The organism is Selenomonas sp. KH1T6 (assembly GCF_900108415.1).
Lineage (GTDB): Bacteria > Bacillota > Negativicutes > Selenomonadales > Selenomonadaceae > Selenomonas_B > Selenomonas_B ruminantium_A.
This window is the reverse complement of sequence record NZ_FNWN01000012.1, coordinates 52,770-71,677: the sequence shown is the minus strand read 5'-3', so window position 1 is coordinate 71,677 and position 18,908 is coordinate 52,770. Positions and strand designations below refer to the sequence as shown.

Annotated in this window: 17 protein-coding genes; 15 read left to right on the top strand and 2 right to left on the bottom strand. The window is 55.5% G+C overall.

Translation table 11 applies throughout. From position 1 onward, the window contains the following. Positions 1 to 317: 317 nt before the first annotated feature. Together BLW59_RS09035 and BLW59_RS09030 are read left to right on the top strand one after the other, a co-directional pair. On the top strand, positions 318 to 2,660 hold the full coding sequence (locus BLW59_RS09035) for an FAD-dependent oxidoreductase (protein ID WP_029542812.1): 2,343 nt from the start codon (positions 318 to 320) through the stop codon (positions 2,658 to 2,660). Between the two features lie 130 nt (positions 2,661 to 2,790). Beyond that, positions 2,791 to 3,321 carry a hypothetical protein gene (locus BLW59_RS09030; protein WP_074697526.1) on the top strand — a complete coding sequence of 177 codons (531 nt, stop codon included), beginning with the start codon at positions 2,791 to 2,793 and terminating at the stop codon, positions 3,319 to 3,321. Between the two features lie 186 nt (positions 3,322 to 3,507). On the opposite strand, the gene BLW59_RS09025 is transcribed toward BLW59_RS09030, so the two are convergent. Further along, a complete protein-coding gene (locus BLW59_RS09025) occupies positions 3,508 to 4,464 on the bottom strand; it encodes an L-lactate dehydrogenase (RefSeq protein ID WP_074697525.1) in 957 nt (318 codons plus the stop codon). 340 nt (positions 4,465 to 4,804) lie between these two features. On the opposite strand from BLW59_RS09025, the gene BLW59_RS09020 reads away from it, so the two are divergent. From BLW59_RS09020 to BLW59_RS08985, 8 genes are all read left to right on the top strand, one after another. Beyond that, positions 4,805 to 5,827, top strand: coding sequence for a rod shape-determining protein (locus tag BLW59_RS09020; protein ID WP_074697524.1), 1,023 nt, complete (start codon positions 4,805 to 4,807; stop codon positions 5,825 to 5,827). Positions 5,828 to 6,119: 292 nt separating this feature from the next. Next, positions 6,120 to 6,938 carry a flagellar hook-basal body protein gene (locus BLW59_RS09015; RefSeq protein ID WP_074697523.1) on the top strand — a complete coding sequence of 273 codons (819 nt, stop codon included), beginning with the start codon at positions 6,120 to 6,122 and terminating at the stop codon, positions 6,936 to 6,938. Between the two features lie 76 nt (positions 6,939 to 7,014). After that, positions 7,015 to 7,809, top strand: coding sequence for a flagellar basal-body rod protein FlgG (flgG, locus tag BLW59_RS09010; RefSeq protein ID WP_074697522.1), 795 nt, complete (start codon positions 7,015 to 7,017; stop codon positions 7,807 to 7,809). Between the two features lie 26 nt (positions 7,810 to 7,835). Next, positions 7,836 to 8,588, top strand: a complete 753-nt coding sequence (gene flgA, locus BLW59_RS09005; RefSeq protein WP_139283616.1) for a flagellar basal body P-ring formation chaperone FlgA — start codon at positions 7,836 to 7,838, stop codon at positions 8,586 to 8,588. A gap of 16 nt (positions 8,589 to 8,604) precedes the next feature. Continuing rightward, positions 8,605 to 9,219 (top strand): flagellar basal body L-ring protein FlgH, encoded by a 615-nt coding sequence (locus BLW59_RS09000; protein WP_081348467.1) that lies wholly within the window; start codon positions 8,605 to 8,607, stop codon positions 9,217 to 9,219. Between the two features lie 13 nt (positions 9,220 to 9,232). Continuing rightward, positions 9,233 to 10,339 (top strand): flagellar basal body P-ring protein FlgI, encoded by a 1,107-nt coding sequence (locus tag BLW59_RS08995; RefSeq protein ID WP_074697521.1) that lies wholly within the window; start codon positions 9,233 to 9,235, stop codon positions 10,337 to 10,339. 24 nt (positions 10,340 to 10,363) lie between these two features. Beyond that, complete coding sequence (locus tag BLW59_RS08990) at positions 10,364 to 10,825, top strand: rod-binding protein (protein ID WP_081348466.1); 462 nt, start codon at positions 10,364 to 10,366, stop codon at positions 10,823 to 10,825. 79 nt (positions 10,826 to 10,904) lie between these two features. Next, positions 10,905 to 12,374: a phosphodiester glycosidase family protein gene (locus BLW59_RS08985; RefSeq protein WP_074697520.1), complete on the top strand. Its 1,470-nt coding sequence runs from the start codon at positions 10,905 to 10,907 to the stop codon at positions 12,372 to 12,374. 127 nt (positions 12,375 to 12,501) lie between these two features. Here BLW59_RS08985 and BLW59_RS08980 read toward each other — a convergent pair whose 3' ends face one another. Continuing rightward, positions 12,502 to 13,908 carry a sugar porter family MFS transporter gene (locus BLW59_RS08980; RefSeq protein ID WP_074697519.1) on the bottom strand — a complete coding sequence of 469 codons (1,407 nt, stop codon included), beginning with the start codon at positions 13,906 to 13,908 and terminating at the stop codon, positions 12,502 to 12,504. 495 nt (positions 13,909 to 14,403) lie between these two features. Here BLW59_RS08980 and BLW59_RS08975 point away from each other — a divergent pair, with 495 nt between their 5' ends. The 5 genes from BLW59_RS08975 (at position 14,404) to BLW59_RS08955 (ending at position 18,882) form a co-directional block, all read left to right on the top strand. Further along, complete coding sequence (locus BLW59_RS08975) at positions 14,404 to 15,264, top strand: AraC family transcriptional regulator (protein ID WP_074697518.1); 861 nt, start codon at positions 14,404 to 14,406, stop codon at positions 15,262 to 15,264. Positions 15,265 to 15,493: 229 nt separating this feature from the next. Next, positions 15,494 to 16,330: a sugar phosphate isomerase/epimerase family protein gene (locus BLW59_RS08970; protein ID WP_074697517.1), complete on the top strand. Its 837-nt coding sequence runs from the start codon at positions 15,494 to 15,496 to the stop codon at positions 16,328 to 16,330. Between the two features lie 141 nt (positions 16,331 to 16,471). Continuing rightward, positions 16,472 to 17,485 carry a Gfo/Idh/MocA family protein gene (locus BLW59_RS08965; protein ID WP_074697516.1) on the top strand — a complete coding sequence of 338 codons (1,014 nt, stop codon included), beginning with the start codon at positions 16,472 to 16,474 and terminating at the stop codon, positions 17,483 to 17,485. Between the two features lie 135 nt (positions 17,486 to 17,620). Further along, positions 17,621 to 18,541, top strand: coding sequence for a sugar phosphate isomerase/epimerase family protein (locus BLW59_RS08960; RefSeq protein ID WP_074697515.1), 921 nt, complete (start codon positions 17,621 to 17,623; stop codon positions 18,539 to 18,541). A 23-nt stretch (positions 18,542 to 18,564) separates the two neighbouring features. Beyond that, the gene (locus BLW59_RS08955) at positions 18,565 to 18,882 is read left to right on the top strand and encodes a PTS lactose/cellobiose transporter subunit IIA (protein WP_074697514.1); all 318 of its coding nucleotides are present in this window, start codon (positions 18,565 to 18,567) and stop codon (positions 18,880 to 18,882) included. Positions 18,883 to 18,908 lie beyond the last annotated feature (26 nt).

Here is an 18,908-nt window from a genome sequence, read left to right as displayed (position 1 = left end):
CGCTTATGCCACACCCCCGTCCCACACTCACGTTAGCATTGCTGATGGGGGAGCCGGGGGTTGGCAAAAGCGGAGCGTAAGGGTTGTTGGCGTCAAGAAAATATTTTTTGCATTCGTCCAACCCTGTGCACGCAGAATACGTTCCCCTAAAGGGACTAGCTTTGCGTCGCAACCGCAGGGCGTTGTTCTGCGGGCGCAGGATTAATTAAAGGCAAAAAATATTTTTAGCCAACTATCCGTGCGTAGCGTTGCCAGCCCCCTGCTCCCCGGAGGGCAACTTATCAAAGAGCCGTTCTTCGTATTTGGAGGTTAGCGAAATGTTTAAGATAGATACAATGCAGGGACATGAGCGCATGTCCACCCAGGACCTGCTGCTGAAGATAGAAGCGGCGGTCAGGGCTGGGGAAACTGATTTTGACATCAAGGCTTCCGGCCAGCATGATATCGGCGGCCCCCTCTGGCATCCCCAGGGGAAGAAGCTGAAATTCCATGTGACTAATGCCGGTCAGCGCGTGGGCTCCATGGCCCTGCCGGGGACGGAAATCCTGGTGGAAGAATCCGCCTCTGCTGATGTGGGCTGGCTGAACGCCGGCGGCATCATCACCGTCCGGGGCGATGCAGGCGATACGGCAGGCCATTGCTCCTCCGGCGGCAAGATCTTCATCGGCGGCCGGGGCGGCACCCGTACCGGTTCCCTGATGAAGCATGACCCGGTGTATGAGGAGCCTGAGCTTTGGATTTTGAAGAACGTGGGTTCCTTCTCCTTCGAGTTCATGGGCGGCGGCAAGGCTGTGGTCTGCGGCTATGACTGCGCTGACTTCCCCTCCGTGCTGGGAGAGCGTCCCTGCGTGGGCATGGTGGGCGGCACTGTCTATGTGCGCGGCCCGGTGCCGGCTCTGCCGAAAGACATGGTCTCCACGGAGCTTGCTCAGGAGGATATCGATTTCCTCTCCGGCGGCATGCAGGACTTCCTGTTGCGGGTAGGCCATGAGGACCTGCTGGCTGAGCTGTCCGAATGGAGCGAGTGGAAGAAACTCCGTCCCCTCACCTTTGAGGAAAAGACTACCAATGCTCCCAAGAAGCAGTCCATGCAGGACTTCCGCCTGCACGATTGGGTGAAGGGCGGCATCTTCGCCGATGTGTGCCACGATGATTTCGAGGTGCACAATACCCTGTCCACGGGCCTTTACCGCCTGCGGATTCCCTCCTGGGACAATGCGAAATTTGCAGCTCCCTGCGAATTCTCCTGCCCCACGGGCATTCCCACCCAGCAGCGCTACAATCTCATTCGTCAGGGTAAGCTGGACGAGGCTTTCCAGCTGGAACTGAAGTACACGCCGTTCCCGGGTTCTGTCTGCGGCTCTGTCTGCCCCAACCCTTGTATGGAAGGCTGTACCCGTGGTACCATTGATACGCCTATCCAGATTGGCGATTTGGGCTACAAGAGCGCTTTCCTGCCTGCTCCCAAGGCTGCAGAGGCCACGGGCAAGAAGGTGGCCGTGGTGGGCGGCGGCGTGGCCGGTCTCTCCGCTGCCTGGCAGCTGGCCTTGAAGGGTCACAGCGTCACGGTGTACGATGAAGCTGAGCGCATGGGCGGCAAGCTGGAGCAGGTCATCCCCCGTGGACGCCTGTCCCATGAGCTGCTGGAAGCAGAGCTGAAGCGCATCCAGTCCCTGGGCGTTGAGTTCGTCACTTCCTGCAAGGTTGATAAAGAGAAGTTCGCCCAGCTGCGCAATGAGAATGACGCAGTAGTGGTGGCTGCCGGCGGCACCAAGTCCCGCTTCTTCCCCTGGGAGGGCAAGGAGCTTCTGACCATGGGCCTTGAGTATTTGAAGGCCATCAACCGCGGCGAGAAGCCCCTCACGGGCAAGCGCGTGGTTGTCATCGGTGCCGGCAACTCCGGCATGGATACCTGCCGCGGCGCCTATGAGATGGGAGCCGAGTCCGTGGTGGCAGTGGATGTGCAGAAGCCCGCTGCCTTCAAGGAGGAAATCGACTACATCGAAGGTCTGGGCGGCAAGCTGGTCTGGCCCTTCTTCACTGAGAAAATCACCAAAGAGGGCGTTTATGGCAAGGGCGGCCAGTTCATTCCTGCTGACCAGGTCATCGTCTCCATCGGTGAGGAGCCGGAACTGGACTTCCTGCCTGAGAATGAGGGCATCGAGTTCTTCCGGGGCAGCTGGGTGGTGCCTAAGGCTGATATGAGCCTTGCCAAAGGAGTGTTTACGGCTGGTGATACCATCAAGCCGGGCCGCCTCACTGATGCCATCGGCAGCGGCAGGAAGGCCGCCTGGTATGTTGACCAGTATTTGGCTGGCAGCGAAACCGTGCCCTTCCCGGAGAAGGCCAAGATTCCCGCTGAGCGCCTTTCCAAGGCTTACTTCGACAAGTGCCATCACTGCGCTCTGGGCGATGCGGCCGAAGACCACGCCCGCTGCGTCAGCTGCGGCACCTGCCGTGACTGCAAGATGTGCCTGGAATCCTGCCCGGAGAAGGCCATCACCCGCGTGGAGAAAGAAGACGGCAGCTGGGAATACGTCTCCGATCCGGAGAAGTGCATCGGCTGCGGCGTCTGCGCCGGTGTCTGCCCCTGCGGCGTCTGGAGCATAGAGGACAATCCGGAGGAAATCAAGATGTACTCCACCGGGGCCGGGGCGTAAAACTGAAATATTGAAGATGAGGGAAACTGTGCCAGTCTGGTGCGGTTTCCTTTTCTGATGGAAGGATTATTGCTGCCTTATGTCGAAGTACCACCTTTGAAGAATTCCAAACAGGAAAGGGTGTGGCAGCATGGAAGGTAAACTGAAGAATTGTCCCTATTGCCATAAGGTCTTTGTGGACTATGGAGAGGGCTGCTGCCCCGCCTGCAGGGAAAAGCAGGATGCTGAGCGGCAGGTAGTGCGTGACTATCTCAAGGCCAATCCCGGGGCAGATATGATGACCCTGGCCAGGGAAACCGGCCTTTCCGGCAAAGTTCTCAAACGCATGAGCAAGGAAGGATTTTTGGGAGAACGCAGGGCAATCTTTGCTCATCCTTGTCGGGGCTGTGGAAAGACCATCGACGAGGGCCTTTACTGCAAGGCCTGCATTGCCACCTTTGCCAAAAAGCGGGCGGATCTGGCTTCCCGGCGTCTCACCGATAACCTGCGGGGGAGCAGGAAAGATGGCAATGGCAGGAGGGAGGCTGATGGCAAGTTCCTGGCCAAAACCTACAACAAATACAAGGACACCAGCGGCAAGCCCCTCCTCAAGAGTGACCGCCTGAAGCAGAAACGCCGCGAGAGTGGCGGAGGCTTCTACAGCAGAGGCGACATATTTTGAGATTTTAGTTGGCATAACAGATAAAGTCGTTCAGGACAGGAGCATGGCAACGCTTCATTTGAAATTTTTCCTGTGGAAAAATTTCACACGTTCCGCTTATGTCATGCCCCTGTCCTGAACTTGTCTAAATACAAAGAGGCCCCCGGCAATGTGCCGGGGGCCTTGAAGTTCGTATGGGGGTGATTCTTACTTGATGCCTGCACCATCGAGAGCGCCGCGGACGCTCTTGGCTGCTGCATGGAGCTTCTCCAGCTCTGCATCGGTGAGGTGTACCTCGAAGGAGCGCATGATACCAGTGGAGCAGATCATGCGGGGAATGGAGAGGGCCACATCGTGGAGGCCATACTCGCCTTCCATGACTGCGGAGCAGGGCAGGATGGTGTGCTCATCGTACAGCACAGCCTTGATGAAGCGGCAAGCTGCCATGGCGATACCAGTGTTGGTGAAGCCCTTCTTGTTGATGACGTCGTAAGCGACCTGCACCAGCTCGTTCTCCACAGCTGCCTTGTCCAGCTTGTCGGTGTGGTGGAAGTACTCATCCAGGTGCTCCAGCTCGAAGCCTGCACAGCCGGTGGTGGACCATGCTACGAAAGCGCTGTTGCCGTGCTCACCGAGAACATAGCCGTTGATGTTCTTCGGATCCACCTGGTACTTGTCAGCCAGGATGCGGCGGAAACGATAGGTCTCCAGCATGGTGCCGGTGCCCAGGATGAGGTTGCGGGGATAATCGAACTGAGTGGAAACAACATAAGTTGCCACATCAAGCGGGTTGGTGATCATGATGATCATGGCTTCCTTCGTGTACTTCACGATCTCGCCCATTACGGAGCTCATGATCTTGGCGTTGGTGCCAGCCAGCTTCAGGCGGTCCGGAGTCTCGCCCGGGCGGATGGAGGGACCAGCGGTGATGACGATGATGTTTGCATCACGGCAGTCCTCATAGGTGCCGAGGTGGAACTTGATGTTGGTGCTGTAGACGCAGGAAGTGGCATGGCTGGAGTCCTTAGCCTCGCCCCAAGCCTTGTCCTCGTTGAGGTCGATGAGAGCTACCTCAGTAGCCAGCTGGAAATCAGCGATCTTGTTGGCTACGGCGGAACCTACATTGCTGGCACCGATGACAACGATTTTTCTTCTGTTGTTCATTTTTCAAAAACCCCCTGTAACATAGAAGTGCAACCCGGAAGTCCCGAGCCGCACAGTAAAACCGACCAGGTTATTTTTGTGGTGGACCGGGCCGGTTTGTGAAAAATATCATTAGAATCTAGTTCAATCCTACCATCGTAAAGAATAGTTGTCAATGCGGTGAAAAATAGAAATTAAAGCGGTTTTTTTTAGACAATTTAGAGTAGTGCGTGTAAAGCTGTTTTTCCGTGAAGTTTTGCTGAAAAGTGTTGTATAGAAAGGTGTTTTAGGTTATTATATAGCATGGTTTAATACCTAGTGATAAATACGTAAGTTTCATATATAGTAAGGGGTAGTTTTTATGTTTGGCATGAATATGGATATCGGCATCGATCTGGGCACGGCAAACGTGCTGGTTTATGTGAAGGGCAAGGGCATCGTGCTCCGCGAGCCTTCTGTGGTGGCAGTGGACAGGGACAGCAACAAGGTGCTGGCCATCGGCGAGGAGGCACGCCGCATGATTGGGCGCACGCCGGGCAACATCGTGGCTATCCGCCCCTTGCGGGAAGGTGTCATCGCTGACTATGACATCACCGAGACCATGCTCAGGCACTTCATTGAGAAGGTTGTGGGCAGGAGCTTCGTCTTCCGTCCCCGCATCATGATCTGCATTCCCTCCGGCGTCACCATGGTGGAGCAGAGGGCCGTGCAGGAGGCAGCTGAGCAGGCAGGGGCCCGCCACACCCAGCTGATCGAGGAGCCTCTGGCAGCAGCTCTCGGTGCCGGTCTGGATATTTCCGAGCCTTACGGCTCCATGGTGGTGGATATCGGCGGCGGCACCACAGATATCGCTGTGATTTCCCTGGGGGGCATCGTCCAGAGTGCCAGCCTGCGCATTGCTGGTGACAGGTTCGACACTGACATCATCGCCTATGTGAAGAAAGAGTTCAACCTCATGATTGGCGAGCGCACTGCCGAGAACATCAAGATGGAGGTGGGAGCGGCTTTTGCCGATGCCCGCAATGAGGTCATGGACATCCGCGGCCGCGATCTGCTTTCCGGCCTGCCCAAGACCGTGCAGATCAATACGGCTCAGGCCCATGAGGCTGTCTGCCAGTCCGTTACCTCCATTGTGGACTGTGTGAAAAAGGTGCTGGAGGATACGCCGCCTGAACTGGCTGCAGATATCATGGACCGGGGCATCGTGCTCACCGGCGGCGGTGCCATGCTCTACGGTCTCGATGAGCTCATACGTCGCGAGACTCAGATTCCCGCGGCCCTGGCTACGGATGCTCTGAGCTGTGTGGCTCTGGGCTGCGGCAAGGCCCTTGATGCCTTCTCCCGCTTTGACGGCAAAGCCATGAATACCCGTTTTTCCAAATAAATAAGTTTAACCCTCTCGTAAGGAACTGTTCATAAATAAATTTTAGATTTGACTTGTCTAAATCTCCATAGGCATCGTTGTCGTCAGTCGACATAGCACCACTATGTCTCCTTCCTCCGCCTTGCCTATGAAGATTTATCCTGCGTCCTATCTTAAATTTTATTTATTGCCAGTTCCTAAGAGAGGGTTTTTTGTTTTGATGGCGAAGTATAGAATTAACTTGAGGTATCGCCTTCAATAATTAACATAATTTTAAAAAAAAGATGATAAATCCTGTATGGAGGTAAGGCTTATGTGGCGTGGACTTTATACGGCTGCCTCGGGCATGATCACCGAGATGAAGCGCACGGATACCCTGGCCAATAATCTGGCCAATGCCAATACTGCAGGCTACAAGCGTGACGAAGCAATCAACAGGGAATTTGAGCCCATGCTGATCCGTCGCATCAATGATGGTACAGACAGGGGAAATGTCACCACTTTCAAGCAGTTCCACGTGGGTGACAACCTGCCCCGAGTGGGCACCCTGGGGCTGGGCTCTTATATTGACGAGATTGCCACAGACCACAGCCAGGGGGGCTTCCAGACCACGGGCAATCCCCTTGATTTGGGCATTTCTGGGGATGGCTATTTTGCCATCGACACCCCTCAGGGAGTGCGCTATACCAGGAATGGCAGCTTCTTCCGCAGCAGCAGGGGCGAGGTGCAGACTATAAACGGCCAGCGGGTGCGTTCCGTGGGGGGCGGGCCTATCAATATCCCGGGCAATGCCATCATGCTGAATGTTACCCCGGAGGGGGAGATTTCCGGCATCATCGACGGGGAGCGGCAGGTTTTCGGCAGGTTTGCCCTGGTGAGCTTCGGCCCTGACCCCAGAGCCGTGCTGAAGCAGGGGGACAGCCTCTACTATCCCCAGGAAGGTGCCCAGCCCCAGCCTGCCACTGGCACTATCGAGCAAGGGGTGCTGGAGCAGTCCAATACCCAGGTGGTGTCGGAAATGGTATCCCTGATCAACAATTATCGGGTCTACGAGGCAGGGTCGAAGGCCGTGACTACCCAGGATAGTCTGCTGGACAAGGCAGTCAACGAAGTGGCGCAGGTGTCGGGATAATTTGACTTAAGGAAACACACCTTTCCTCCGATATATATATATAGAATGTACTACTATAGATGGGGGGCATTTAGTTATGATGAGATCGCTTTGGTCGGCTGCCTCCGGCATGATTGCCCAGCAGACCCAGATGGATGTTATATCCAACAATATAGCCAACGTCAATGATTACGGCGGCAAGAAAGTCCGGGCTGAGTTCCAGGACCTGCTCTACCAGACAGTGCGCGAGGCCGGTGCTACCTCTGGTGCTGACTCTCAGTACCCTACGGGCAAGCAGATTGGTCTGGGCACCCGGGTGGCTACCACCCAGAGAATCTTTGTCCAGGGGGCTCTGCAGACCACGGATGTGCCTACGGATGTGGGCATCCAGGGGGAGGGGTTCTTCCGCATCACCCTGCCGAATGGCACCACGGCTTATACCCGTGACGGCTCTTTCAAGATTGATTCCAATGGACGCATGGTGACTACGGATGGCTACTTGCTGGCCGATAATATCACCTTCCCCAATAATGCGCCTTCGGACAGTATCGTCATCGCAGGGGACGGCACAGTAAGCTGCACTCCGGCTGGTCAGACCCAGCCCCAGAATGTGGGGCAGATTACCCTGGCCCGGTTCATAAATCCTGCAGGCCTGACGGCAGTAGGCAAGAATCTCTTTGTTGAATCTGCAGCTTCCGGCAATGCCATCCAGAGCAATCCCCAGGCAGAAGGAGCAGGGACGCTTACCCAGGGTACTCTGGAAATGAGTAATGTGCAGATCGTGGAGGAAATGGTGCAGATGATCATTTCCCAGCGAGCATACGAATCCAATTCCAAGGCGGTCACCACCTCCGACTCCATGCTGGAGATCGCCAACGGGCTGAAGCGTTGATAAGGATAATTAGGAGGAGCGGCCTTTTGGCCCTCCTCTTAGGTGCATTTATGGCCCTGGGCTTTTGCCTTCCCGGGGCAGGCTGGTCGGAGCCTGCCGGGATGATGGCCCATGTCACAGCTGCGCCAATGACTTTTCCCCAGGTGATTCCCTCTGACCAGTTCGTGGCCCTGGCGGCTGAGAAGCTGGAGGAGAGGCTGGCATCCAGCGGTGAGACACGCCGCCATGAGCTGAAGCTTTTGACGGCGCCCCCTTCCATGAAGCTGCCGGAGGGAGAAGTCACCTGCGAGGTGCGGTTCCCTCAGGTGCTGAGCTATGGGGTGAGCATTCCCCTTCGGATGGAAGTGTACCTGGATGGGAAGCTTTACCGCACGGCAGTCTGCCATTACAAAGTCATGGTCTATGAAAAGGTGCTGCTGGTGACCCATGATATTGGGGTGAACCACCCATTTGTTCCTGCTGACCTGAGGCTGGAGGAGCGTGAAGTGGAGGCAGCTGCCATGGATTATTTTCACGACCCCAAGGAAGTCCTCGGCAAAGTGCCCTCAAGGCTGCTGAGAGCCGGGCAGGTACTGCGCACCAACATGGTGAAAATGCCTATGGTGATAGAGCCCTGGAGTCCCGTGGTCATTGTAGTGGAGACAAAGGGCATCCAGGCCAGGGCCGATGGTGTGGCCATGCAGGCAGGCCGGGTAGGTGACTATATCAAAGTGAAGGCCCGGTCGGGCAAGTATCTGCGGGCAAAGGTGATAGATGCCCAGACAGTGAAGGTAGAGTAGCAAAGGGGGAGGGCATATGATAAGCAAGTTCTTGCATAAATGCGGAGTCTGCGCCTTGGCGCTGGCCGTCTTCGGTGCGGGATTCCTTTCCCTGGAGGGAAGGGCCGGGGCACAGTCACTGTGGTCAGATGACGGGGCTTTCAACAGGGGGGTCTTTGCAGACCGCAAGGCTTACAGGGTTGGGGATATTGTGACCATCGTCATCACAGAGACTACAACCCTCAGTACTGCCAAAAATACCTCCAACTCCAAGAGTGGATCAACCTCTCTGGAGGCGGGCATCGGAATCTTTCGCTTTCTGAAGGCGGCTTCTGCCTCCGGTTCGGACGCTTTTTCGGCCAAGGGCAGCGCCACGGCTACCAATACGGCCTTGGGCAATGTGACGGTTACGGTGACAGAAGTCTTGCCGAATGGCAATATGGTGCTGGAAGGCACCCAGTCCATCTGGCAGAACAAGGACGAGCACAAGATAACTTTCCGTGGCATCTGCCGCCAGGATGATATCCTGGGCAACAATACCATTCCCTCCACCAAGGTGGCCGACGCTACGGTGCGCTTTGACGGCAAGGGCCCCCTGAACGCCAAGCAGCGCCAGGGGATCCTGACACAGATTTTCAATATCCTCTTCTGATGGAGGTCATTTCATGAAAAAAATCTTAGCTTTAGCTTTAGCTGCATTCATGCTGATTCTGTCCCTGCCACAGCAGGCGGGGGCGGAGTCTGCTCCCACCCGCATCAAGGATATCGCCAAGGTCCAGGGGGTCCGCTCCAACCAGCTTATCGGCTACGGCATAGTCGTAGGTCTGGCGGGCACCGGGGACAGCAAGGAAGATACCAAGCAGTCCATACGCAATATGCTGCTGACTTTTGGCATTACTGTACCGGAAAATGACCTGAAGCTGGACAACAGCGCAGCCGTCATGGTGACGGCCACCTTGCCGCCTTTCGTACGGGAGGGAGACACCATCGATGTGACCACCTCTTCCATCGGTGATGCAGACAGCCTCCAGGGGGGGACGCTCTTGCAGACACCCCTCAGGGCGGCCAACGGCGTGGTTTATGCTGTGGCTCAGGGACCTGTGTCCACTGGCGGCTTTGTGGCTGGCAATGGGGGCGGCAGTGCCCAGAAGAATTTCCCCACCGTGGGCTTGACACCCAATGGGGCCATCGTGGAAAAGACCATGGAGGAGGATTTGGGCAGAGGAGGCAAGATCTCCCTGTCCCTGTATAATCCTGACTTTACCACCGCTGCCCGCATGGCAGCTTCCATCAATGCCCAGTACGGGGGCATCGCCACTGCAGCGAACCCGGGGCGCATCGATATCAACATACCCGCCTATTTCCGTGGCAATGTGGTGGGCTTCGTGGCCACCATCGAGGAACTTCCCATCGTGCCGGACAACAGGGCACGGGTGGTGGTGAACGAGCGCACGGGCACCATCGTCATGGGCGGCGAGGTGGCGGTCAATGAGTGTGCCATCACCCAGGGCGGCATTTCCATCCGGGTTGCCAGGGACGAGCAGGCTGTCCAGCCGGATCCCCTGTCCTACGGCACTACCATCGTCACCAACAATACCACCACGGAAGCCGAGGAGGATGTGGCCAGCACCGTAGTGGTGCCCGCCACCGCCAGCATCAGCGATATCGTAGGTGCGCTGAATGCAGTAGGAGCCACGGCGAGGGACACCATTTCCATCTTGCAGGCAATGAAAGCCGCAGGGGCTATCCATGCGGATCTGGAGATAATCTGATCATTCCCCGAGGGAGGGATGCATATGGACATCAACTCAACCGGAATCCTGACGTCCGGGACAACGCTTAACCAATATCCTGCCACCGGCTCCCAACGCAACAGCAATTTTGACTCTGCCACCACAGCTGCTGAGAGCGCTGCCTTTGATGATATCCTGCGTGATCTGAAGAACAAGGCCAGGGTCACCGAAGGCCATGTGGTGAATGAGGCCGCTACCAGCAAGGAGGATCAGGAGCTGAAGTCGGCCTGCAAGGGCTTTGAGGCCATGTTCCTCAACATGATGTACAAGCAGATGAGGGCTACGGTGCCTGCGGATACTCTTTTTGGCGAATCCAATGCCAAGAAGATCTATCAGGAAATGCACGATGAGAAGCTGATGGACAGCATCGCCGATGGCGGCGGTGTAGGCCTGGCGGATATGCTTTACAAGCAGCTGTCAAGAAGTGCCAGAACCACCAGCAGCACGATTGACAAAGCTACCTGATTGTGACATTATAGGGTAGCATGGACAAGTAATGAACGCCCCTGCAAAGGGGCGTTTTTCTATTACGGGAGGTATGTAGATGATAGTAAGGGCACGACGTATTTCTGTGCTGTTGATAGTTTTGCTAATTGCGTTGGAGTCTTTGGCCTTGGCGGCTGGTGCCAATCTGGCCAGCATTCGCTTCCATAGCGGGCGTCAGCATGACCGGGTGGTTTTTGACCTGTCGCGGATTCCCAAATATGAGGCGCATTTAAGTGATAACGGCCGGGAACTGACCCTGGACCTTGCTGATGTGTCTGCCAGCGGCGTGAGCCGGGCGAACTTTCATGGGCAGCGCATCCAGTCTGTGAAGTATAGGCTGGAGAATGGCCATGTGCTGGTGACTTTCTCCTTGAAGGAGGGTATGACCTACAAGCTGGAAACTCTCTCCAGCCCCAGCCGCCTGCTGGTGGATGTGCTGCCGGGAAAGTCAAGTCCTGCGGCCAGTTCTGAGAAGGCCAAGACTAGCCCCATCAGGGTAAAGCCTGCCAATCCTTACGGCGTTCCGGGCCTGGAAAAGGACGAAGTTGCTCCCGGCCTTACCCGCATCAAGTACAGTTACAACGATGAGGACGGCAAGGTCACGGCTTATTTCGTGGAGGCTGATAACAACAGGTACAAGGTGAAGCCCGCCCTGGCACGGGGCAGGGTGCCGGGGCGGGAGACCGTCAGCGGCATCTCTGACCGCTATCAGGCACTGGCCGCAGTGAACGCCTCTTACTTTGCCCTGTCAGGTGATATTCTGGGGGTCACGAGGATTGACGGCCTGATGGCTGGCACCACCTACATCACCCGCAGCGCTTTCGGCCTGACCTCTCAGGGCAAGCCTGTCTTTGGCAAGATCGACTACAATGGCCAGGTGAAGCTGGGCAGCATTTCCCAGGGGGTTTCCGGGGTGGACTGCGAGCGTGGGGAAAACAACCTCATCATCTACAACCGGGCTTATGGCAGCCGCACCGGCACTAATGAGTATGGTGTAGAGTACGTGGTGCGCGGCGGCAAGGTCACCGCTATCAACGAAAAGGGCAACAGCGCCATTCCCGCTGATGGCTGTGTCATTTCCGTACACGGCACGGCAGCCAGCTACTTCGCCCCCGTGAAGGTAGGGGACCCCGCTGTGATTACGGAAAATCTTGGCACCCAGTGGAATAACTGCCCGGATATCCTGGGGGTGGGACCCCGCCTGCTGACTTCCGGCAAGGTCACCGTCACTGCCGCCGAGGAGGAGTTCCCTGGTGACATCCGCTACGGCAGGGCCCCCAGAAGTGCCGTGGGCGTCACCAAGGATGGCCATTTCCTGCTGGGCGTGGTGGACGGCCGTCAGGCCGTGAGCCATGGCCTGACCCTCACGGAGTGGGCCTATCTCATGAAAAAGATGGGCGCTGTGGACGCCATCAACTTCGACGGCGGCGGCTCCAGCGAATTGGTGGTAGGAGGAGAAATCCAGAACTCCCCATCCGATGGTCAGGAAAGGCCAGTGGGCACTGCGCTGATGGTGGTAAACAAGTAAGACATACATAAATGAATAAAGAAAAACTCGCTTCTGCCAGCTGTGGCTGGCAGAAGCGAGTTTTTGTGTTATCAAAAGATTTTTATCTGGCAGGGAGTCATCTGTACTCCAGATGAAGGCCGCTTGCTCATAAAGCGGCGGCGTGCACTTCCTCACCCTGGCTGCCATCTCTGAAATCTTTCTCTATCTGCTCCAAAGAACGGCCTTTGGTTTCGGGGACGTATCTGTAGGCAAAGAGCAATCCCAGAAGACCCAGGCCTGCGAAGATGAAGAAGGTGGAGGACAGGCCGAAGGAGGAGAGGAGCACCGGGAAGGAAAGGCCTACGCAGAAGTTGGTAAGCCAGAGGCAGAGCACCGTGACACCCATGCCCATGCCGCGCAGCTTGGCAGGGAAGAGCTCAGAGAGCAGAAGCCAGGTGACGGGGGACAGGAAGCCCTGCTGGAAGAAAAGGAAGGTGACGGTGAGGGAAAGGACGATGTAGGGCAGGACTTCTGCTCCGGCCAGCAGGCTGGAAAGGAGGCCGATGGCGCAGAGGCAGCACATGGTGCCAATCTGTCCAGTCATCATCAGGGGCCTGCGGCCGTGACGGCCCAGCATCCAGATGCCGAAGAAGGTGGCGGTGACGGAAATCACGCCGTTGGCTACATTGCCGATCAGGGCAGCCTGGGTGGAGAAGCCGGCTTCTGTGAGAATCTGGGTGCCGTAGTACATGATGGAATTGACGCCGGAAATCTGCTGGCAGATGGCAATGCCCATGGCGATGAAGACAATCTTGCGGATCCAGGGAGTGGTAAGGTCAGAGTAGGTGGCCTTTTCCAGGTTCTTTTCCGTGGCCAGGTTGTCCTGGATTTCATTGAACTCAGCCACAGCCTGTTTTTCGTTACGGATTTTCTTCAGCACATCCATAGCATCGCCAATGCGTCCCTGGAGCACCAGCCAGCGGGGGCTTTCAGGCATCACCAGCATGCCGAACCAGAGGACGATGGCGGGCAGGGAGGCGATAGCCAGCATATAGCGCCAGATGTGGGCGGTGGAGCCAAAGACCACGCCCATGATGGCGTTCAGCACAAAGGCGCAGAGCTGGCCGGTGACGATCATCAGCTCGTTTTGAGTCACCATGCGGCCCCTTCGGTCAGAGGGGGACATTTCTGCCAGATAGGCAGGCACCGTGACGGAGGCGCCGCCCACTGCCAGGCCTAGCACGAAACGGCAGCCTACCAGCACTTCTGCCGTGGGAGAGAGGGAGCAGCCGAGAGCCGCGCAGAAGAAGATAAGGGCAAGATACAAAAGCATCTGGCGGCGTCCGTGATTATCTGCGATGCGCCCGCCCACGAAGGAACCGATGGCGGCGCCGAAGAGAAGGCCGCTGGCTACCAGGCCCTCCATGAAGGGGGTGAGGTTCAGCTGATCCGGGCGGGACATGAAGGCCAGGGCGCCGTTCACTACGCCGGTGTCATAGCCGAAGAGCAGTCCGCCGAAGGTGGAGATGACAGTAACTCTCTTCAGGTACTTGTTTGGTGATTGTTCTGACATAGATATTTCCTCCTCGAAAGTATCTCTTTACATAACAACCACGCCGAAAATATTTCCTATCCCCGTGCCATGAGGCTCATAGACCAGTCTTTTCGGCACGGTATGATGAGGCGCCTCCTCTGGGAGGTCTTCCTCTTGCGGCTGAGCCGCTTTTTGCAGGGGTCCCGGGATAAACTTTGATTACATGATGATAATGTTTTGGAATTGTTCGAACAGCTGTTGATTACAATTTAACATTGATTGAAATTGTTGTCAAGAAGGTTGTGACTAATCAGAGTACGGCTTTATGTTTCGTTTATGGCGTTTTTTGCAGGATAGCGCAAGTGGCAGAGGGCAAGTGAAAGTGGGTGCGGGAACGGGGTGCAGGATAGTGCAATTGCCGCGCGTAAAAAATTTTTTACTTTTATTTTCAGCGCCTTTTCCTGAAAAACTTTCAGAAAAGAGGACACCTGTCGTGTTAAAATGAGGTAGGTAATTTAGAGGGAGGGGAAGAATATGTCCGTCATCTTCTATAACAAGAATGATACCACTCGTCCGCTGGAAGGGCTGGAGAAAATACAGCTTCTCTACGCTTGCCAGGCCTCTATGGAGCAGGGGGGGATGCCGTCGGCCTTTCATGTCCATGAGCATCATCTTGAGCTGCAGTATATAGAGGAGGGGGAAGCGGTTATCCGCATTGGCGAGCGCATCTATCAGGTGCAGGCGGGAGATGTAGTGGTCTATAATGCCGGCAGCCGTCATGACGAAAGCGCCGAGGGAGGCATGCGCTTCTATAATTGCGCCATCAAGGGGGTGGCTCTGCCGGGGAAGGCAGAGGGGGCTCTGCTGGCGCCGGAGGAATCGCCTATTCTTCATACAGGGGAACTGCGGCCTTTGGTGCAGGAACTCTTCAAGGAAATTCACAGGCATGTGGTGACAGGGCGCAGCCGCAGCGGCAGCATATGCCACTACCTTCTGGGGTCGCTCCTGACCTTGCTTATCTATGAAGTGCCCCACGAGGAGGAGAATTGCCGGGAGCGGATGGATGAGTATTTCCGCCAGAGCAAGCGCTATATGGAAGAGCATTTTGCCGAGGAGCTGTCCATTGAGGAGCTGAGCTCCCTGGCTCGCATGAGTCCTTCGGGGTTTGCCCATCAATTCAAGAAAAAGGTGGGCATCTCTCCTCTGCAATACCTGATCCGCTGCCGTATCGGCAGGGCACAGAATCTCCTTATCAGCACCGGCAAGTCCATCACGGATATCAGCATTGAGGTGGGCTATGACAACCTGAGCCACTTCAACAACCAGTTCAAAAGATTTGTGGGCCTTTCCCCTCAGCAGTATAGAAGGGAAAGAGTGGGCAATCTTATCAATTGAATTAATGAAACCTTCTCTGCCAAGGGAAGGTTTTTTTATTCGGAGTTTATGGACTTTATGCTCATTTGGCGATGTTTAGCAAAATTGGACAAATTCACTATTATTTTGGGCATATTAACTGTCTTATTTGAGCAGATTTCCTCAAGAATAGAAGCGCTTTAAGCGCTATACTTTAACCATACCAAGCAAACAACAAACCGCTGCGGCGGAAAAGAAAGGAAGCATCATTATGAAACTGTCCATCAATCAGGCTACGGCTCTGGAGTGCAAGGGCTTCAGCCTGGAAAGGGATCTGGAGCTTTGCGAGAAATACGGCTACGATTATATCGAGCCCCGCACCATGGATGGCATGGCGCAGTATTTGGAGAAGCACACTATCGAGGAACTGGCTGAGTATTTCAAGAGCCACAAGGTCAAGCCCCTGGCATTCAATACCCTCTGCTTTTTCAACAACCGCAGCAGCGATGAGTTCCAGGGCGTGCTGAAGGAACTGACGGAAATGTGCGAGTGGGGCAAGGCCATCGGCTGCAAGACCGTCATCACCGTCCCCACCGTGGACAAGAAGCTCCACAAGGACGAGATCCATAAGTCGGCTGTGGAGTGCCTGCGGGAAATGGGCAAGATTGCCGCAGGATACGGCATGAGGATTTCCGTGGAGTTCCTGGGGGCTCCTACCGCTTCCATCAACACCTTCGCCGATGCCTGGAAAATCATCGAAGAGGTGGATATGGACAATGTGGGCATCACCATCGACTGCTTCCACTTCCATGGCATGGGCTCCTGTATTGAGGATTTGAAGAAGGCTGACGGCAGGAAGATTTTCGTGGTTCATCTCAATGACACGGAGGATTATCCCATCGGCCTCCTGACAGATGCCGACAGGCTCTGGCCCGGGGAAGGGTGCATTGAGCTTGAGGATATCTTCAAGACCTTGAAGGAAATCGGCTGGCAGGAAGATGTGGTGTCGTTGGAACTCTTCCGCCCGGAGTATTGGCAGATGGATGCTGATACGGTCTATAAGATGGGCAAAGAGAAGTCAGAGGCATTTTTGAAGAAAGTCGTTTAATTTAACATAGTAGGCATACTTAAACTGTAGATCTTGCCTCCACCGCTTGCGGGGGAGGGGGACCGCCGAAGGCGGTGGAAGGGGGGCTTCGAAGCCGTACCTTTCATTTGATAAGTTTAATCATACAGGGAGGAATATAAAATGCTTAATGTTGGTGTAATTGGCTGTGGCGGTATGGGCCGGGATCATATCAAGAGACTGACGGAGCGTACTCAGGGAGCCAGGGTAGTGGCTGTGGCAGATATGGTTGACGAACTGGTGCAGAAGGGGGCTGCTCTGGCTGGGGAAGGCTGCAAGATTTACAAGGACGCCAAGGAGCTTATCCATGACCCCAAGGTAGATGCAGTGTTCATCGTGACTCCGGGTTTTGCCCACAAGGAGGCCCTGCTGGAGGCCATTGCTGCCAAGAAGCGCATTTTCTGCGAGAAGCCCCTTTGCACCACGGCTGCGGACTGCCTGGAGGTTATCGAGGCTGAGGTGAAATCCGGCCTGCACCTTATCCAGCTGGGCTTCATGCGCCGCTATGACAAGGGTTACCGCGAAGTGAAGGCTGCCATCGAGTCCCACAACTACGGCGAGCCCCTCATGGTGCACTGCACTCATCGCAATCCCGAGGTGGGCACCAACTATGACACTCCCATGGCTGTCCATGATACGGCTATACATGAGATTGATGTCATTCACTGGCTGGTGGGCGATGATTTCGTTTCCGCCCAGGTGCTCTTCCCCCGCAAGACCAAGTATTCCCATGACAAGCTCTATGATCCCCAGATCATGCTGCTGCGCACCAAGAGCGGCATCTGCGTAGATGACGAGGTTTTCGTGAACTGCAAGTTCGGCTACGATATCAACTGCGAAGTGGTCTGCGAGGACGGCTCCATCAAGATGCCCCAGCCCCTCTATCCCACCTATCGCAAGAATGCCCAGGTTTCCACCACCATCGATACGGACTGCTTCGTGCGCTTCCATGACGCTTACGATGAGGAAGTCCAGGCCTGGGTCAATGAGGCCAAGGACGGCGTGATTGGCGGCCCCACCGCCTGGGACGGCTACCTGGCCGCTATCACTGCTGATGCCCTGGTGAAAGCCCAGGAAACCCGTGGCATTGAGGAAATCAAGCCTGCCATGGAAAAGCCTGCTTTCTACAATGCTTGACCTTTAATTCTGTTTTTCCTATCCCCTTTATCATAGACTGGGGCTGCTGCACAAGTGCATAGCTTTGCGGCAGCCCAATTTTTTTGACAACTGGCGGAGGCAGATCGTTTCCGCATACATAAGGAGGCAATGATTATGAAAATAGCCTTTGACGTTGACGTGCTGGCAAAGCAGATGAGCATCACCGATATGGTGCACAAGGTGGCAGACTGGGGCTACAAGTATATCGAGCAGTCCCCGCACCCCCGCATCAATCCTTTCTACAAGCACCCTTTGTTTTCCAAAGAGTGCGAGGAGGAATATCGCAAGGCGTTGAAAGAAACAGGCGTGGAGATTTCTTCCTTCATCTGTGTCTACCGCTGGTCCGGCCCCACTGAGGAGCAGCGGAAGATGGCAGTGGAGAACTGGAAGAAGCTCATTGAGATTGCCGTCAATATGAACGTGCCTGTCATCAATACGGAGCTGTCCGGTGACCCCAATCAGCCGGAAATCTGCAACGGCATGTGGTTCCGTTCCATGGAGGAACTGCTGCCTATCATTGAAAGGGAAGGACTGCGTGTGGAAATCCAGTCCCACCCCTATGACTTCTGCGAGCTGAACAATGAGACCTGCGATATGGTGAAGTCCTTCCGCTCCAGGAACCTGGGCTATGTCTATTCTTCTCCCCACGGCTTCTTCTATGACCAGGGCAAGGGTGATGTGCGCTCCATGCTCCGCTATGCCGGGGATGAGCTCACCCATGTGCTCTTTGCCGATACCTTCAACCAGACGCTTGACTGCCGTTATATTGCCAATCCCCCCACCCTGAATCAGCGGGGCAGGGCTGACATCACCATTCACCAGCATCTGGCTATGGGCGAAGGCGATGTGGACTTCGATGGCATTTTCGAGACTTTGAGGGAAATGGATTTCGTGAACAAGCAGTCCGGCGCCAATGCCCCCAAGGTTGGCGGCGAAAGCATTGCCTGTGTTTCCATGTTCGGTTTCCCGGAGAAAATGGACAAGCAGGCTCCCGAGGCCCGCGAGCGCATTGAGCGCGAGCTTTTAGGCAAGTGATGTGATTTTGAGGAGGAAAACAAATGAAACTTGAGGATGCAGCTTTCAAGATCATCTCTGCCGCAGGTGACGGCAGGGCGCAGGTAGCAGAGGCTTTGAAGGAGGCCCGCAGCGGCAACTTCGGCAAGGCAGAGGAATGCCTGAAAAAGGCTGATGCCAAAATCATGGAAGCCCATGCCATGCAGACTGAGGAGTTCCTGAAGAAGGAAGCCGCAGGAGAGATCAAGGAACAGCTGAATGTCATCGTATCCCATGCCCAGGATTATGTGATGACGGCTCTCGTCATGAAGGAAATGGCAGAGGAAATGGTGCACATCTACGAGCAGCTGAGAGCTAAGTGAGTTGAAAGATTAGGGAAGAGGCCATC

Coding starts and splice junctions, on each gene's coding strand:
- BLW59_RS08990 (WP_081348466.1), top strand. CDS start 10,364: ATGGACATCAACTCAACCGGAATCCTGACGTCCGGGACAACGCTTAAC.
- BLW59_RS09015 (WP_074697523.1), top strand. CDS start 6,120: ATGTGGCGTGGACTTTATACGGCTGCCTCGGGCATGATCACCGAGATG.
- BLW59_RS09035 (WP_029542812.1), top strand. CDS start 318: ATGTTTAAGATAGATACAATGCAGGGACATGAGCGCATGTCCACCCAG.
- flgG (WP_074697522.1), top strand. CDS start 7,015: ATGATGAGATCGCTTTGGTCGGCTGCCTCCGGCATGATTGCCCAGCAG.
- BLW59_RS09000 (WP_081348467.1), top strand. CDS start 8,605: ATGATAAGCAAGTTCTTGCATAAATGCGGAGTCTGCGCCTTGGCGCTG.
- BLW59_RS09030 (WP_074697526.1), top strand. CDS start 2,791: ATGGAAGGTAAACTGAAGAATTGTCCCTATTGCCATAAGGTCTTTGTG.
- BLW59_RS08965 (WP_074697516.1), top strand. CDS start 16,472: ATGCTTAATGTTGGTGTAATTGGCTGTGGCGGTATGGGCCGGGATCAT.
- BLW59_RS08955 (WP_074697514.1), top strand. CDS start 18,565: ATGAAACTTGAGGATGCAGCTTTCAAGATCATCTCTGCCGCAGGTGAC.
- BLW59_RS08985 (WP_074697520.1), top strand. CDS start 10,905: ATGATAGTAAGGGCACGACGTATTTCTGTGCTGTTGATAGTTTTGCTA.
- BLW59_RS08975 (WP_074697518.1), top strand. CDS start 14,404: ATGTCCGTCATCTTCTATAACAAGAATGATACCACTCGTCCGCTGGAA.
- BLW59_RS09020 (WP_074697524.1), top strand. CDS start 4,805: ATGTTTGGCATGAATATGGATATCGGCATCGATCTGGGCACGGCAAAC.
- BLW59_RS08970 (WP_074697517.1), top strand. CDS start 15,494: ATGAAACTGTCCATCAATCAGGCTACGGCTCTGGAGTGCAAGGGCTTC.
- BLW59_RS08995 (WP_074697521.1), top strand. CDS start 9,233: ATGAAAAAAATCTTAGCTTTAGCTTTAGCTGCATTCATGCTGATTCTG.
- BLW59_RS08980 (WP_074697519.1), bottom strand. CDS start 13,908: ATGTCAGAACAATCACCAAACAAGTACCTGAAGAGAGTTACTGTCATC.
- BLW59_RS08960 (WP_074697515.1), top strand. CDS start 17,621: ATGAAAATAGCCTTTGACGTTGACGTGCTGGCAAAGCAGATGAGCATC.
- BLW59_RS09025 (WP_074697525.1), bottom strand. CDS start 4,464: ATGAACAACAGAAGAAAAATCGTTGTCATCGGTGCCAGCAATGTAGGT.